Annotated in this window: 17 protein-coding genes; 8 read left to right on the top strand and 9 right to left on the bottom strand. The window is 70.0% G+C overall.

Going from position 1 to position 15,450, the window contains the following annotated elements:
• The first annotated feature begins 20 nt into the window (after positions 1-20).
• Together E9232_RS26630 and rsmA are read left to right on the top strand one after the other, a co-directional pair.
• A complete protein-coding gene (locus tag E9232_RS26630) occupies positions 21-1,322 on the top strand; it encodes a peptidylprolyl isomerase (protein WP_309799261.1) in 1,302 nt (433 codons plus the stop codon).
• 35 nt (positions 1,323-1,357) lie between these two features.
• Positions 1,358-2,194 (top strand): 16S rRNA (adenine(1518)-N(6)/adenine(1519)-N(6))-dimethyltransferase RsmA, encoded by an 837-nt coding sequence (gene rsmA, locus E9232_RS26625; protein WP_309799259.1) that lies wholly within the window; start codon positions 1,358-1,360, stop codon positions 2,192-2,194.
• A gap of 1 nt (position 2,195) precedes the next feature.
• Here the strand turns inward: rsmA and gmk are convergent, their stop codons facing one another.
• Complete coding sequence (gene gmk, locus E9232_RS26620; RefSeq protein WP_309799257.1) at positions 2,196-2,828, bottom strand: guanylate kinase; 633 nt, start codon at positions 2,826-2,828, stop codon at positions 2,196-2,198.
• Positions 2,825-3,730, bottom strand: coding sequence for a YicC/YloC family endoribonuclease (locus E9232_RS26615; RefSeq protein ID WP_309799256.1), 906 nt, complete (start codon positions 3,728-3,730; stop codon positions 2,825-2,827). Before E9232_RS26615 ends, gmk begins: the two co-directional genes overlap by 4 nt.
• Positions 3,731-4,040: 310 nt before the next feature.
• On the opposite strand from E9232_RS26615, the gene E9232_RS26610 reads away from it, so the two are divergent.
• The gene (locus E9232_RS26610) at positions 4,041-4,799 is read left to right on the top strand and encodes an SDR family NAD(P)-dependent oxidoreductase (RefSeq protein WP_309799254.1); all 759 of its coding nucleotides are present in this window, start codon (positions 4,041-4,043) and stop codon (positions 4,797-4,799) included.
• 36 nt (positions 4,800-4,835) lie between these two features.
• Positions 4,836-5,003 carry a hypothetical protein gene (locus E9232_RS26605; RefSeq protein WP_309799252.1) on the top strand — a complete coding sequence of 56 codons (168 nt, stop codon included), beginning with the start codon at positions 4,836-4,838 and terminating at the stop codon, positions 5,001-5,003.
• Positions 5,004-5,018: 15 nt separating this feature from the next.
• Here the strand turns inward: E9232_RS26605 and pssA are convergent, their stop codons facing one another.
• The 7 genes from pssA to fabD all read right to left on the bottom strand — a co-directional run bounded on the left by pssA (position 5,019) and on the right by fabD (position 11,059).
• Positions 5,019-5,897, bottom strand: coding sequence for a CDP-diacylglycerol--serine O-phosphatidyltransferase (gene pssA / locus E9232_RS26600; protein ID WP_309799250.1), 879 nt, complete (start codon positions 5,895-5,897; stop codon positions 5,019-5,021).
• Positions 5,894-6,586 (bottom strand): phosphatidylserine decarboxylase, encoded by a 693-nt coding sequence (locus tag E9232_RS26595; RefSeq protein ID WP_374710651.1) that lies wholly within the window; start codon positions 6,584-6,586, stop codon positions 5,894-5,896. The genes pssA and E9232_RS26595 overlap by 4 nt, the downstream gene beginning before the upstream one ends.
• A 29-nt stretch (positions 6,587-6,615) precedes the next feature.
• Positions 6,616-7,641 carry an endolytic transglycosylase MltG gene (gene mltG / locus E9232_RS26590; RefSeq protein ID WP_309799245.1) on the bottom strand — a complete coding sequence of 342 codons (1,026 nt, stop codon included), beginning with the start codon at positions 7,639-7,641 and terminating at the stop codon, positions 6,616-6,618.
• 4 nt (positions 7,642-7,645) lie between these two features.
• Positions 7,646-8,908 (bottom strand): beta-ketoacyl-ACP synthase II, encoded by a 1,263-nt coding sequence (gene fabF / locus E9232_RS26585; RefSeq protein ID WP_309799244.1) that lies wholly within the window; start codon positions 8,906-8,908, stop codon positions 7,646-7,648.
• A 45-nt stretch (positions 8,909-8,953) separates the two neighbouring features.
• Positions 8,954-9,193 (bottom strand): acyl carrier protein, encoded by a 240-nt coding sequence (locus E9232_RS26580; RefSeq protein ID WP_309799242.1) that lies wholly within the window; start codon positions 9,191-9,193, stop codon positions 8,954-8,956.
• Positions 9,194-9,335: 142 nt separating this feature from the next.
• Positions 9,336-10,073 carry a 3-oxoacyl-[acyl-carrier-protein] reductase gene (fabG, locus tag E9232_RS26575; RefSeq protein WP_309799239.1) on the bottom strand — a complete coding sequence of 246 codons (738 nt, stop codon included), beginning with the start codon at positions 10,071-10,073 and terminating at the stop codon, positions 9,336-9,338.
• Positions 10,074-10,105: 32 nt separating this feature from the next.
• Positions 10,106-11,059 carry an ACP S-malonyltransferase gene (fabD, locus tag E9232_RS26570; RefSeq protein WP_309799238.1) on the bottom strand — a complete coding sequence of 318 codons (954 nt, stop codon included), beginning with the start codon at positions 11,057-11,059 and terminating at the stop codon, positions 10,106-10,108.
• A 234-nt stretch (positions 11,060-11,293) separates the two neighbouring features.
• Between fabD and rpsF the strand changes: the two genes are divergently transcribed.
• From rpsF to mprF, 4 genes are all read left to right on the top strand, one after another.
• Positions 11,294-11,770 carry a 30S ribosomal protein S6 gene (gene rpsF / locus E9232_RS26565; protein WP_309799237.1) on the top strand — a complete coding sequence of 159 codons (477 nt, stop codon included), beginning with the start codon at positions 11,294-11,296 and terminating at the stop codon, positions 11,768-11,770.
• 5 nt (positions 11,771-11,775) lie between these two features.
• A complete protein-coding gene (gene rpsR / locus E9232_RS26560; protein ID WP_306770208.1) occupies positions 11,776-12,006 on the top strand; it encodes a 30S ribosomal protein S18 in 231 nt (76 codons plus the stop codon).
• Between the two features lie 12 nt (positions 12,007-12,018).
• Positions 12,019-12,615: a 50S ribosomal protein L9 gene (gene rplI / locus E9232_RS26555; protein ID WP_309799230.1), complete on the top strand. Its 597-nt coding sequence runs from the start codon at positions 12,019-12,021 to the stop codon at positions 12,613-12,615.
• A gap of 277 nt (positions 12,616-12,892) precedes the next feature.
• Positions 12,893-15,445, top strand: a complete 2,553-nt coding sequence (gene mprF / locus E9232_RS26550; RefSeq protein WP_309799228.1) for a bifunctional lysylphosphatidylglycerol flippase/synthetase MprF — start codon at positions 12,893-12,895, stop codon at positions 15,443-15,445.
• The last annotated feature ends 5 nt before the right edge of the window (positions 15,446-15,450 follow it).

The raw sequence follows: 15,450 nt of genomic DNA, 5'->3' as shown, positions 1-15,450 counted from the left end.
TGCGAGGCCGTGTAGCCCTCATGATCCGTCGCCTGTCGGCCCCGTTCATCGCCCTGGTCCTGGCCCTCGTCTCGGTCGCCGCGCCGTCCGCCCTGGCGCAGACCCGTGCGGCTCCCGCGCCTGCGGCAAGCGCCGTCGGCACCATCGCCGCCGTCGTCAACGACGACGTGATCACGGTCACCGACCTGCAGTTGCGCCTGCGGTTGGCGTTGATGAGCAGCGGCCTGCCGGCGTCGCAGGAGAATCAGCAGCGGATGCTGCCCCAGGTGCTGCGCCTGCTGATCGACGAGAAGCTGCAGGGACAGGAGGCCAGCCGCACCGGCGTCGCCGTTCCCGCCCAGGATGTCGACAAGGCGCTGGCGTCGATCGCCGGCCAGAATCACCTCAGCACGCAGCAGCTGTTCACGATGCTGAAATCCACCGGCGTGCCGCAGGCGGCGCTGGAGGACCAGGTGCGGGCCCAGCTCGCCTGGCGCCAGCTGGTGCAGCGCCGCTTCGTGTCCCAGGTCGAGGTCTCCGACACCCAGATCGACGAGGTGGTGGAACGGCTGCGCGCCAACCAGGGCAAGCCGCAATACCTCGTCGCCTCGATCTTCCTGGCGGTCGACCAGGATTCGAACGACGCCCAGGTCAGGGCCCTGGCTGATCGCCTGGTCTCGGAAGTCCGCAAGGGCGCCCCCTTCCCCGCCGTGGCGCGCCAGTTCAGCCAGGCTGCCGGCGCGCAGAACGGCGGCGACATGGGCTGGGTGCTGGCCGGGCAGCTGGAGCCGGCGCTGGACCAGGTTCTCGGCGGCATGACCCAGGGCCAGGTCTCGGACCCGATCCGCACCCTCGGCGGCTACAACATCCTGCTGGTGCGCGACAAGCGGGTGGTCAACGCCCAGACCGCCACCGGCGTCAAGGTTCGCCTGAACCAGATCGTGGTGCCGGTGCCGTCGACCGCGCCGGCCAATCGGGTCGACACCGTGGTTGGCCAGATGCGCAACGACTTCAAGGACATCTCCGGTTGCGAGGCCTTCCGCACCAAGGTCAAGGAACTCGGCGTGACCGCCAATCCGGATCTCGGCGATGTCCTGCTCAGCCGCCTGCCCCAGGGCATGCGCCAAGTGGTCAGCGGCCTGGCCGACGGCCAGGTCAGCCCGCCGATGCGGGTGTCGGACGGCGTCGCCGTGATGATGGTCTGCTCGCGCGCCGACGCCGGCGGCGACGGCATCGACCGCGACCAGATTCGCGCCGGCCTGGCCGAGCAGCGGATCGACATGATGCAGCGCCGGCTGCTGCGCGACCTGCGCGGCAACGCCTACATCGACATCCGGCTCTGAGCCCCTCCGACCAAGCCGCGCGCGGCGCTGACGCGTTGCGCAGTGCCATCGCCGCCCTGCCGCCGCTGCGCGAGGTCATCGCGCAGCACGGCCTGGCGGCGAAGAAGTCGCTGGGCCAGAACTTCCTGCTCGACCTCAACGTCACCGCCCGGATCGTGCGCGAGGCCGGCGACCTCGGCGGGGCGAACGTGGTCGAGATCGGCCCCGGCCCGGGCGGCCTGACCCGCGCCCTGCTGGCCGCGCCCGCCGCCAGCATTACCGTGATCGAGCGCGATCGCCGTTTCCTGCCGGCGCTCGAGGAGCTGGCGGCGATCGGCGGCGGCAAGCTGCGCGTGGTCGAGGCGGATGCGCTGAAGACCGACATCCTGGCCCTGGTGCCGGCGCCACGCGCCGTCATTGCCAACCTGCCCTACAATGTGGCGACGCCGCTGCTGATCGGCTGGCTGCGGCACATCGACGAGTTCCGGTCGCTGACGCTGATGTTCCAGAAGGAGGTGGCCGACCGGATCGTTGCCGCCCCGCGCAGCCACGCCTATGGCCGGCTGTCGGTGATCGCCCAGTGGCGCGCCGAGGTCGACCCATTGCTGACCCTGCCCGCCCGCGCTTTCACGCCGCCGCCCAAGGTCGATTCGACCGTGGTCCAGCTGCGCCCGCGCCAGGGTCGCGAGGACGTGCCCTTCGCGGTGATGGAGGCGGTGACGGCCGCCGCCTTCGGCCAGCGCCGCAAGATGCTGCGCGCCAGCCTGCGCAGCCTGGGCGACGCCGAGGCCTTGCTGGCCGAGGCCCAGCTGTCGCCGACCGCCCGGGCCGAGGAGATCGACGTCGCCGGCTTCGTCCGCCTCGCCAGGGCGGTGGCAGCGCGCCAGGGCTGACCTAAAGCTTCGCCTGCAGCGCCCGGACGAAGGCCGGCAGGCCGGTCTGGCGGCTGCGGCGCAGGCGTTCGGCCGTCAGGATCGCCTGGATCTGGGCGATGCTGGTGGCGAGGTCGTCATTGACGATGGCGTAGTCGTATTCCGGCCAGTGGCTCATCTCGTCCGACGCCTTGGCCATGCGGCTGGCGATCACCGCGTCGCTGTCCTGGGCTCGGACGCGCAGACGCTTCTCAAGGTCATCCACCGTCGGCGGCAGGACGAAGACGCCGACCAGGTCGTCGCGCACCCGCTGGTGCAGCTGTTGCGTGCCCTGCCAGTCGATGTCGAAGATCACGTCACGGCCGGCGGCCAACGCCGCCTCGACCGGAGCGCGCGGCGTGCCGTAGGAATTGCCGAAGACCCGGGCGTATTCCAGCAGCGCGTCGTCGCGGACCATGGCGTCGAAGGTCGCCTGGTCGATAAAGTGGTAATGCGTGCCGTCGATCTCGCCCGGACGCTGCGCCCGGGTGGTGACCGACACCGAGATCGTCAGGTTCGGGTCCTGCGCCAGCACCGCACGGGTGATCGAGGTCTTGCCGGCGCCTGAGGGCGAGGACAGGACCAGCATGAGGCCGCGTCGAGGGATGTTGGTCATTCGATGTTCTGGATCTGCTCGCGGAACTGTTCGATCACGGCCTTGAGGTCGAGGCCGATGCGGGTCAGCGCCACATCCGCCGCCTTCGAGCACAGCGTGTTGGCCTCGCGGTTGAACTCCTGGCACAGGAAGTCGAGCCGGCGCCCGACGCCGGCGCCATCCGCGAGCATGCCGCGCGCCTGGCCGATATGGGCATCCAGCCGGTCCAGCTCCTCGCGCACGTCGCAGCGGCCGACCAGCAGCGCCACCTCCTGCGCCAGCCGGTCCTCGGCCAGCGGCGGCCGCGACTCCAGCAGCAGGTCGAGCTGGGCCTTCAGCCGCGCCCGCAGCGCTTCCGGCTGCGTCGCGGCGCTGCCGCGGGCCTGGCCGACGAGCTGGGCGATGTGGTCGACCTGGCCGGCCAGCACGCCGCGCAGCCGCTCGCCCTCTTCCAGCCTTGTGGACAGGAGATCGTCGAGCAGCGGCACGATCGCCGCTGCCGCCTCGGCCTCGACCGCGCTGTTCAGCTCGGCGGTGTTGCCCTCGCCGGTCTCGACCACGCCGCGGATGCCCAGCAGCGTGTCGACCTGGATCGGGGCGGCGGGGCCGTTCAGCTCCCGCACCAGCGCGATCAGCCGGTCCAGCACCTCGCGGTTGATGCGCAGCTGGGACGCGGTCTCGACCCGGCCGAGCGACAGGTTGAGGGTGACGTTGCCGCGCCGGAAGCGCTTGGCCAGCTCGATCCGGGCCGCGGCCTCCAGCCGCTCGAAGCCGGTCGGGGTGCGCAGGCGGAGGTCCAGCGACTTGCCGTTGACGCTGCGCGCCTCCCACACCCAGGACAGCCCGTCGACGCCGCCCTCCCTGCGGGCGAAGCCGGTCATGCTGGATAGCTGGGCCGTGGCGGTCTTATCGCTAACCTGCACCTCTCACCCTCCTTGTGTCCTGCGTCGCCTTGCGGCGAGTCGGATGCGGGGGTGGGACGCGAAGAGCGTATCGGACTATACGGTCGAGCGGCCCGCGCCCGCAGGCGGCCGCCGCAAGGCGACCCTCCGGGCCGGTTGAAAATGCCGGCAGGGGGCGTCGAACGGCTTGCGCGATGCGCTGCATCGCGCTGCGCCGCTCTCCTGCCCTGCCGGCATTTTGAACCGGCGCAGGACACAAGGAGGGTGAGAGATGCAGGTTAATCATAGCCGGCTTATACCGGGCGTCCCGATCGCCAACAAGGAGAACGCCATGACGGCGCCGGCGAACATCCTGATCACCGGCGCCTCGAGCGGGCTCGGCGCCGGGCTGGCCAGGGCCTATGCCGGCCCGGGCGTGCGGCTCGTCCTGTTCGGCCGCGATGCGGCGCGGCTGGAGGCGGTGGCGATATCGGTGCAGGCCCTCGGCGCCACCGCCGAGACGGTGGCGATCGACGTCACCGACCGGGCGGCGATGGCGGCGGCGGTGGTGGCGGCCGACGAGGCCGGGCCGCTCGACCTCGTCATCGCCAATGCCGGCATCGGCCCAGCTGGCGCGGAGGGCACCGACAAGACGGCGATCGCCCGGCGGGTCTTCGCGGTCAACCTCGACGGCGTGCTGAACACGGTCGACCCGATCCGGCCGCGCATGGTGGCGCGCCGAGCCGGCCAGATCGCGCTGATGAGTTCCCTCGCCGGCTTCCGCGGCGTGCCTGGCATGGGCGCCTATACCGCCTCGAAGGCCGCGGTCCGGGTCTATGGCGAGGCGATCCGGATGGAGCTGCGGCCGCGCGGCATTCGGGTTTCGGTGATCTGCCCCGGTTTCGTGCGGACGCCGCTGACCGCTGGCGCCGCCTTCCCCATGCCGATGCTGATGGAGGTCGGGGACGCGGTGGCGGCGATCCGGCGCGGCCTCGACCGCGGCCGGCCGCTGATCGCCTTCCCCTGGCCGATCCATGCCGGGATGCGGCTGGTGGCGGCGCTGCCGACCGGCTGGGTCGACGCCGCGATGCGCCGCTTCGTCAGGCTGTGACCGCCGTCACGGTGGGATCACGATCGGACGTGCATTGTGGCGTCAGGCGATCTTCCGATCGAAAGCGCGACCACCATGCATCTGATCCATGACGACGACGAAATCGAGAGCCCCTTCGACCTGATCCGCGAGATCGCGACCATCGTCGGCTGGGTGGCGACCACCTTCGCCCTGCTGCTGCTGGCCTACGCCGCGATCGGCTGACCGGGCCCCGGCCGGTCAGACCGGCGACGGGGCCGAAGGCGGCTGGTCCGCCGGCGGCTCCGGGTCGACGTCCGGCGCATCGTCCTCGACCCCCATCATCAGCGCCGCCTGGCGCTTGAGATGGGCGTAGCGGCGGATGCTGAACAGGATGCTGCCGACATAGATCAGGCCGAGCGCGACCAGCGTCGGCCAGGTGGCGGTGACCAGCAGCGTGGCCACCAGCCCGACCCCGACCAGCACCGGCACGATGTACTCCTGCGGGATCCGCACCACCTTCATCGAGAACGTCGGGATCCGGCTGACCAGCAGCAGCGCCACGAACACCGTCCACACCCCGACCAGCACCGGCGCGGCCCAGAATCCCGGCGCGAATTCGAAGCTGATCATCAGCGGCATCAGGATCAGGATCGCCCCGGCCGGCACCGGCACGCCGGTGAAGTAGTTGTAGGCGAAGGGCGGCAGGCTGTCGGCGTCGTCAAGCGCGGTGTTGAACCGGGCCAGCCGCAGCGCGGCGCAGACGGCATAGGCCATCACCGCGAGCCAGCCGAAGCTGCCGGCCCCCTGCATCATCCAGAGGTAGAGGATGATCGCCGGGCTGACGCCGAAGCTGACGATGTCGGCCAGGCTGTCCAGCTCGGCCCCGAACTTGCTGGACCCGCGCAGCAGCCGGGCGACGCGGCCGTCCAGCCCGTCCAGCACCGCCGCCACCAGGATCGCGGTCACCGCCTGCTCCCAGCGCCCCTGGATGGCGTAGCGGATCGCGGTCAGCCCGGCGCACAGCGCGAGCGTGGTCAGGATGTTCGGCAGCAGCCGGTTGATCGTCAGGCCGCGGATGCGGACGACGGGCCGGCGGCGGAACGGGCGGCGGTAGGGCCGGGGCTCGGGCGCGGTCATCGGGCCAGGGCGAGCGGGGTGACGGCGGCGACGGCCAGGTCGGCCAGCACGGTCTCGCCGCCGACCATGGTCTGGCCGACGCAGACCAGGGCCTCGACCCCGTCCGGCAGGTAGATGTCGGTGCGGCTGCCGAAGCGGATCAACCCGTAGGTCTCGCCGGCGACCACCGGCTGGCCAGGCGACAGGTCGCAGATGATGCGCCGGGCGACCAGCCCCGCGATCTGCACGAACACCAGGGCGCGGCCGTCGGGCAGGCGCAGCGACACGGCGCAGCGCTCGTTCTCCTCGCTCGCCTTCTCCAGGTTGGCGCTGAAGAACTTGCCGGGGCGGTACTTGACGTCCATCACCGCGCCGTCGGCCGGGATCCGGTTCACATGCACGTTGAACACGTCGAGGAAGATGCTGATCCGGGTCAGCGGCCGGTCGCCGAGGCCGAGTTCGACCGGCGGCGTCGCCCGCACCACCATCTGCACCCGGCCATCGGCCGGCGCCACCACCAGGTCGGGGCGGTTCGGCGTCACCCGCGGCGGATGGCGGAAGAAGTAGACGCACCAGGCGGTCGCGACCACGCCGAGCCAGCCCAGCGGTTCCCAGATCAGGAACAGGATCACCGTCGCCACGGCGAACACCCCGATGAACGGATAGCCGGCCGGGTGGATCGGCACCAGGACGCCGCGGATCGTGTGCAACAGATGCGGCTCGTCTTTACCGTTACCGTTCAAGGCGTGCTGTCCCCGGTCTCCGGAGCCGTGTCGTCGGAATTCGGCTCGGTTGCGTGCCGTCGCTTCTGCCATTCGGCGACGTTGCGATTATGTTCCTCAAGCGTCCGAGCGAAGGCATGTCCACCCGACCCATCGGCTACGAAGTAATAATAGCCCGTGACGGCCGGCTTGAGCACTGCGGCAAGTGCGTCGCGCCCGGGATTGGCGATCGGGCCCGGCGGCAGGCCCTGGACGACATAGGTGTTGTAGGGCGAATCGAGCTTCCAGTCGGCCCGGGTCAGTGCCCGCCCCAGCGGCTTCTTGCCGTTGGTCAGGCCGTAGATCACCGTGGGGTCGGACTGCAGCGGCATGCCAGCCTGCAACCGGTTCAGGAACACGCTGGCGACCATCGGCCGCTCCGCCGCCACGCCGGTCTCCTTCTCCACGATCGAGGCCAGCGTCACCGCCTCCTGCGCGCTCCTGATCGGCAGGCCGTTGGTGCGCTTCGACCACAGCGCGTCGACCTCCTGCCGCATCGCCTTGCGCATGCGCTCGACCACCCTTGCCCGGCTGTCGCCGCGGATGAACTGGTAGGTCTCCGGCAGCAGCGAGCCTTCGGCCGGCGTGTCGCCGACCTCGCCGGTCAGCAGCGGCTCGGCGTCGAGCAGGGCCACGATCTCGGTCGAGGTCAGGCCCTCGGCGATGGTGATCTTGTGCGAGACGTTGCTGCCACGGGCCAGCAGGTCCGTGGCCTCCGCCGGCGAGATCCCGGCCGGGAAGGCGTATTCGCCCGCCTTGAGGCTGCGGTCACCGCCGTCCAGCACGCTGCCGGCCAGGAATACCCAGCGGTTGGAGACCACACCGGCCGCTTCGAGCTGCGCCGCGATCACCGACAGCCCGCTGCCGCGCTCGACCACCAGCGTCGCCGGGGCGGTCAGTGGCCCCGGCGCGCGGTAGGCATGGAGGAAATAGCCCACGGCCCCGCCGATGACGGCGGCCAGCACCGCCAGGATGGCGAGAGCGCGGGCAAGAGCCCGTAGCATGCGTTCAGGCGTGCTCGCGGAAGACCAGCGACGCGTTGGTGCCGCCGAAGCCGAAGCTGTTCGACAGGGCGGCCCGCACCGGCCGCTCCTTGGCCTGCTTCGGCACCAGGTCGACGCCGAGGCAGCTGTCGGACGGGTCCTCCAGATTCAGCGTCGGCGGCACCACGTCGTGGTTGATCGCCAGCACCGAATAGATCGCCTCGACCGCGCCGGCCGCACCGAGCAGATGGCCGATCGCCGATTTGGTGGAGGACATCGAGACGGTCTCGATGGCGTTGCCGAACAGGCGCTTGACCGCGCCGAGCTCGATCTCGTCGCCGAGCGGCGTCGAGGTGCCGTGGGCGTTGACGTAGTCGATGTCGGATGGGGTCAGGCCAGCCCGCTTCAGCGCCGCCGTCATCGCCCGGAAGCCGCCATTGCCGTCTTCCGGCGGGGCGGTGATGTGGTGGGCGTCGCCCGACAGGCCGTAGCCCACCACCTCGGCATAGATGGTGGCGCCGCGCGCCTTGGCGTGCTCGAGCTCCTCGAGCACGACGACGCCGGCGCCCTCGCCCATGACGAAGCCGTCGCGACCCTTGTCATAGGGGCGCGAGGCCCGGTCGGGGGTCTCGTTATAGGCCGTGGACAGCGCCCGCGCCGCGGCGAAGCCGGCGAGCCCGAGCCGGCACACCGCCGCCTCCGCCCCGCCCGCCACCATGACGTCGGCATCGTCCCACATGATCAGCCGCGCCGCGTCGCCGATCGCGTGCGCGCCGGTCGAGCAGGCCGTGACCACGGCATGGTTCGGACCGCGGAAGCCGTGCTGGATCGAGACCTGGCCGGAGGCCAGGTTGATCAGCGCCGCCGGGATGAAGAAGGGAGAGATCCGGCGCGGCCCCTTCTGCTCCAGCGTCAGCGAGCCTTCGGCGATCCATTGCAGGCCGCCGATGCCCGACCCGATCATGACGCCGGTGCGCTCGCGCGCCTCGTCATCCGGGGGCTGCCAACCGGAATTCGCGATCGCCTCGTTGGCCGCGGCGATCGCGTAATGGATGAAGACGTCGTTCTTGCGCTGGTCCTTGGGCGGGACCGCGCTGTCGACGTCGAAGTCACCGGGCCCGGTGCCACGCGGCACCATGCCGGCCACGCGCGCCGGCAGGTCCGCGACCTCGAAGGCGGTGATCGCCCCGATGCCGGACTGCCCGGCGATCAGCCGGTCCCAGTTGGTCTTCACACCGGCACCGAGAGGCGTGACCATCCCCATGCCGGTGATTACGACACGTCGCATCATTTCATCCGGTTGTGCAGCGGAACGGGTGACAAGGGCGTGCGATCAGCCGGCCGAATGCTGCTCGATGAAGCTGATCGCGTCCTTGACCGTGAGGATCTTCTCGGCCGCGTCGTCCGGAATCTCGCAGCCGAACTCCTCTTCGAACGCCATGACCAGCTCGACGGTGTCGAGGCTGTCGGCGCCGAGGTCGTCGATGAAGCTGGCCGATTCGGTGACCTTGCCTTCTTCGACGCCGAGATGCTCGACAACAATCTTCTTAACGCGCTCGGCGATGTCGCTCATTCGTTCTACCTTTCAAGAGAGCGGAACGGGGCAGGTTTCCGCAGCATGACCCCCGCTAGTGACCGCCCCGTAGGACCCGCGGTCACATAACACACCTGATCGGGCATGGCCAAGCCTATGGCCGCGCCCGGGCCGGGCGATGTCAATACATTGCCATGCCGCCATTCACATGGATCGTCTGGCCGGTGACGTAGGCCGCCTCGAGGCTGGCCAGGTACAGCACCGCCGACGCAATCTCGGCCGGCTCGCCCATCCGCGCCATCGGGATGGTGGTCGCGATCCGCGCCTTCTGCTCGTCGTTCAGCGCATCGGTCATGGCGCTGGCGACGAAGCCCGGGGCGACGCAGTTGACGGTGATGCCGCGGCTGGCGACTTCCTGCGCCAGCGCCTTGGTCATCCCGGTCATGCCGGCCTTGGAGGCGGCGTAGTTGACCTGGCCCGGATTGCCGGTGTGGCCGACGATCGAGGTGATCGACACGATCCGGCCCCAGCGGCGCTTCATCATGCCGCGCAGCGCGGCGCGGGCCAGGCGGAAGCCGGAGACTAGGTTGACGTCGAGGACGGTCTCGAAATCCTCGTCCTTCATCCGCATCGCCAGGCCGTCGCGGGTCAGGCCGGCATTGTTGACCAGGATGTCGATGCCGCCGGTCGCGGCCTCGGCCGCCTTGGACACCGATTCGGCGCCCTCGGCGCTCGACAGGTCGCCGGGAACCACATGGGCGCGGTCGCCCAGCGCCTTGGCCAGCGCCTCGAGCTTCTCGACCTTGGTGCCGGACAGTGCCACGGTCGCCCCCTGGGCGTGCAGCAGGGTCGCGATCGCCCGGCCGATGTCGCCCGAGGCGCCGGTGACGAGCGCCGACTTGCCGTTCAGATCGAACATGCTCACTCCCTCAACCCCTTCACGCGCCCGGATCAGGCTGCCCCGATGCCGGCCACCCAGGCATCGATCTCCTCGGGCGTCTGCAGCGACACCGCGGCGAGGTCGCGATCGATGCGCTTGGCGAGGCCGGCCAGGACCTTGCCCGCCCCCAGTTCGACCAGTTCCTGCACGCCCGCGGATTTCATGTAAAGCACGCTTTCGCGCCAGCGCACGGTTCCGGTCACCTGATCGACCAGCAGGCGGCGGATCTCGTCGGGTGCCGTGACCGGCGCCGCGGTGACGTTGGCGATCACCGGCACGGCCGGCGCCTTGATCTCGACCTCGGCCAGCGCCGCGCGCATCGCCTCGGCGGCCGGCGCCATCAGCGGGCAGTGGAAAGGGGCGCTGACCGGCAGCAGGATGCTGCGCTTGGCGCCGAGTTCGGCCGCCAGCGCGATCGCGCGCTCGACCGCTTCCTTGTGGCCGCTAACCACGACCTGGCCGACCGCATTGTCGTTGGCCGTGGCGCAGATCGACTCCAGGGTCGTCGCCCGAGTGGCGACGTCGCGGGCCTGCTCGAGGTCGAGGCCCAGCAGCGCCGCCATGGCGCCGACGCCGACCGGCACCGCCTTCTGCATCGCCAGGCCGCGCAGCCGCAGCAGCCGCGCCGCGTCGGCGACGCTGATCGCCCCGGCCGCGGCCAGGGCCGAATATTCCCCGAGGCTGTGGCCCGCGACGAAGCCGGCGAGGTCGGCGATCGACCGGCCGGTCCGCTCCGCCACCGTGCGGGCGGCGGCGACCGAAGCCGCCATCAGCGCCGGCTGGGCGTTCTCGGTCAGGGTCAGGGTGGCGATGTCGCCGGCGAACATCAGCTCGGACAGTTTCTCGCCCAGCGCCGCGTCGACCTCGGCGAAGACGTCCCGGGCGGCGGCCGACCCATCGGCCAGCGCCTTGCCCATTCCGATCGATTGGCTTCCCTGTCCCGGGAAGATGAAAGCGCGCGTCATGGCCCCGCCCCCGCATCGCGATGAGGGCCGCAGGTCATAGAGTGTCGCGACTGCAAGTCAAGCGCGATCGACACGGCTGGGCGCGATGGAGCTTGATCTTCGGGCCGCCATCCGTATAGTGCGCGGCTTCGTCAATGCTCCTTGCCGGCCGCTGGGCATAGCGGTCGGCTTTGGTATGGGCGGCTGGCGGTTCGCCGCACAGCGCCATGCCGGGAACAGCCACAAGGAGTTACCATGCCACTATACGAGAGCGTGTACATCGCGCGGCAGGATGTTTCCGCCACGCAGGTGGAGGCCCTGACCGAGGGCTTCACCACCATCATCACCGAGAATGGCGGCAAGGTCACCAAGACCGAGTATTGGGGCCTGAAGAGCTTCGCCTACCGGATCAAGAAGAACCGCAAGGGCCACTACGTCCTGCTGAACATCGACGCCCCGTCGGCCGCCGTGGCCGAGATGGAGCGCCTGATGGGCATCAACGAAGACGTGCTGCGCACCCTGACCCTGCGCATGGACGCCCTCGAGGAAGGCCCGTCCGCGATGATGCAGAGCCGGGCCAGCCGTGACCGCGACGGCCGCGACCGTGATGGCCGTGGCGACCGCGAGGGCCGCGGTGGTGACCGCGACACCCGTGGTGGCGACCGTGACGGCCGCCGCGACCGTGGCTTCGGCGGCGACCGCCCCGAGGGTGGTGAAGGAGTTCCGGCATGAGTGCGATGGGTGCACGGCGTCCGTTCTTCCGTCGTCGGAAGACCTGCCCGTTCTCCGGCGCCAACGCGCCGAAGATCGACTACAAAGACACCAAGCTGCTCGGCCGTTTCATCTCCGAGCGCGGCAAGATCGTCCCGAGCCGCATCACCGCGGTGTCCGCCAAGAAGCAGCGTGAGCTGGCCCGCGCCATCAAGCGCGCGCGGTTCCTCGGCCTCCTGCCCTACATCGTGAAGTAAGGGGAGGATCCGATGGAAATCATCCTGCTGGAGCGGGTCGAGAAACTCGGCCAGATCGGCGACGTGGTGAAGGTGAAGCCCGGCTTCGCCCGCAACTACCTCCTGCCGCAGAAGAAGGCGCTGCGCGCGACCAAGGCGAACCTCGCCGTGTTCGAGAAGCAGCGCGTCCAGATCGAGGCGAACAACCTCGAGCTCAAGGCCGAGGCCGAGAAGGTGGCCGGGCGCATGAACGACGTCCAGATCGTCGTCATCCGCCAGGCCGGCGACAGCGGCCAGCTGTACGGTTCGGTGTCGGCCCGCGACATCGCGGAGTCCCTGACCACGGACGGCTACAGCGTCGATCGGAGCCAGGTCGCGATCGAGCACCCGATCAAGACCCTGGGTCTTGAGAAGGTCCGGCTGCGGCTGCACCCCGAGGTCAGCGTCACCGTCACCGTGAACGTCGCCCGTTCGGCCGAAGAGGCCGAGATGCAGCGTGCGCGTGGCGGCATGGTCTCGGCGTCCTTGCTCGAAGACGAGGAAGAAGCCGCCGAGGCGGCCGCTGCTGCCGAGGCCGGCCGCATCGCGACCGAGGCCGAAGATGTCGACACGGAGGGTGAGGCCGCGTAATCGGCCCCATCTATCCTTGCTGTGGAATGGCGCGGATCTTCGGATCCGCGCTTTTTCATTTGTAGGACCGCCATCCGCGGCATCCTGTTCGGCGGAATGACGGTAATCTAACACCCGGGTTGCAAACTCTTAACGTGATCCGGAGGTCGGACAGGGTTAGCGTCCGGGCTTCCGATCCGATCGAGTCCTCAAGTCCATGTCCACGGCACAGCCGCAGGCGGTCTCCCTTCCCACTGCCGAAATGCCGGCCGTCGCCGGCGGCTCTGTGAGTCGGCCCATGCACCAGCGCCTGAAGCCGGCCCTGCTGACCATCGTCACCCTGCTGCTGTTCGCCGGCGCGGCCTATGCCATCCGGCACCAGCTGGAGACGATGAAGTGGCATGACCTGGTGGTCCAGATCCGGGGCCTGCGCTGGTCCGCCGTGCTGCTGACCCTGGTCGGCACCATCGGCAGCTTCACCGCCCTGATCGGCTATGACTGGTCGGCGCTGCGCTATGTCGGCGCCAAGGTACCGTTCCGCACCATGGCGCTGGCCAGCTTCTGCGGCTACGCCGTCGGCAACACCATCGGCGGGCTGGTCACTGCCAGTTCGGTCCGCTACCGCGTCTACACCGCCACCGGGCTGGATTTCGCCGACATCGCCCGGATCGCCGGGTTCTGCGCCCTCGCCTTCGGCTTCGGCATCACCACGGTCGGTGCCACGGCGCTGCTGCTGCAGCCGCATCTGGTGACCCAGGCGCTGGGTATCCGCACCGCCTGGGTCACGGCGGGTGCGGTCGCGGTGCTGGCCGGGGCCGCCTGGTTCCTGCTGCTGTGCGCCCGCCGCCGCCCCGACCAGCCGCTGTTCGGGCGGATTGCGCTGCCCAGCTTCGGCATCGCCTCCGGCCAACTGCTGATCTCCGCCGTCGAGCTGCTGTTCGCCGGCTTCGCCTTCTGGGTGCTGCTGCCCCATGGCAGCGTGTCCTTCAGCGCCTTCTTCGTCGTGTTCGTGGTCGCCACCGTGGCCGGCATCGTCAGCCATGTCCCGGGCGGCGTCGGCGTGTTCGAGACGGTGATGCTGCTCGGCCTCGGCTCGGTGCTGCCGCCGTCGGCCATCGCCGCCGCGCTGGTGATCTACCGCGCGGTCTATTTCCTGATCCCGGTGATCCTGGCGGTCGGCATCCTGGCGGGCGCCGAGGCGGCCCGCGGCGTCCGACAGCTGCAGACCCACGTCCCCACCCGGCTGACGCTCGACGTCGCCGGCCGGCTGATGCCGTCGCTGATGGCGGCGCTGGTCTTCGTCATCGGCACCCTGCTGCTGATCTCGGCGGCGACGCCGACGCTGAAGAGCCGCTTCGAGATTCTGGAGACCCTGCCGGTCGCCGTGGTCGAGCTGTCGCACCTGCTGGCCAGCGTGGTCGGGCTGGCGCTGCTGGTCGTGGCCTGGGGTCTGTTCCGACGCCTGATCGCCGCTTACTGGCTGACCCTGGCGCTGCTCGGCGCCAGCGCGGTGCTGGCGCTGGGCAAGGGCTTCGCCTGGCGCGAGGCGCTGCTGCTGCTCCTGTGCCTGGTGATCATGCTGCCCTGCCGGCAGGAGTTCTGGCGCCGCTCCGCCCTGTTCGAGCAGCCGATGACGCCGGGCTGGCTGGTCGCCCTGGGCAGCGTGGTCGGCGGCATGGCCTGGCTGACCTTCTTCTCCTTCCGCCACGTCGCCTACGCCAACGACCTGTGGTGGACCTTCGAGATCCATGAGGAGGCGTCGCGCGCCCTTCGCGCCATGGTGGTGGTCAGCCTGCTGGCCACGCTGTACGGGCTGTGGCACCTGGTCCGCGCCCATCGCGGCCGGGCGGTGGCGCCGACCGCGGCAGAGCTGTTCCGGGCCGAGCAGATCCTGCGGCAGCAGCCTCGGGCCGAGGCCAACCTGGTGCGCATGGGCGACAAGGCGATCCTGTTCTCCGACAGCGGCAAGGCCTTCCTGATGTATGCCATCCAGGGCCGCACCTGGGCCGCGCTGGGCGACCCGGTCGGCGCCCGTGAAGACTGGCCCGAGCTGATCTGGCGCTTCCGCGAGATGACCGAGGCCAGCAGCGGCCGCCCGGCCTACTACGCCGTGCGCGCCGAGACCCTGCCGCTCTACCTCGACACCGGCATGACCCTGTCGAAGCTGGGCGAGGAGGCGCGGATCCCGCTGCGTGGCTTCACCCTGGAGGGCGGCGGCCGCAAGAAGGCCCTGCGCTACGCCCTGACCCGCGGCGAGAAGGACGGACTGACCTTCGAGATCGTGCCGGCCGGCGCCGGGATGCCGCTGATCAGCGAGCTGGCCGCCGTGTCCGACGCCTGGCTGACCAAGCAGGCGGCGCGCGAGAAGAAGTTCTCGCTCGGCGCCTTCGGCCCCGATTACGTCCAGGGCTCGACGCTGGCGCTGATCCGCGAGAATGGCCGCCTCGTCGCCTTCGCCAGCCTGATGACGACGGATGAGACCGCCGAGGTGGCGATCGACCTGATGCGCCACACCGAGGCGACCTCGCGCCTGGTCATGGAATACCTGATCACCAAGCTGATCGTGCATTTCCAAGGGGCCGGGTACGAGACGCTCAGCCTCGGCATGGCGCCGCTCTCAGGCATGGATTCGCACCCGATGGCGCCGCTGTGGCATCGCATCGGCCGCTTCGTCTATCGCAGCGGCGCGCGCTTCTACAATTTCGAGGGGCTGCGCGCCTTCAAGCAGAAGTTCGACCCGGTGTGGGAGCCGCGCTACCTGGCGACGCCGAGCGGACTGGCCCCGGCCCTCGCCATCTCCGACATCGCGGCGCTGATCGGCGGCGGGATCAAGGGGCTGGTCGCACGATGAGACGA

Origin of the sequence: Inquilinus ginsengisoli (assembly GCF_031453975.1) — a bacterium.
In the GTDB taxonomy this organism is placed as follows: domain Bacteria; phylum Pseudomonadota; class Alphaproteobacteria; order DSM-16000; family Inquilinaceae; genus Inquilinus; species Inquilinus ginsengisoli_A.
The sequence above is the reverse complement of the archived record's forward strand: the minus strand, read 5'-3'. Positions and strand labels throughout refer to the sequence as shown.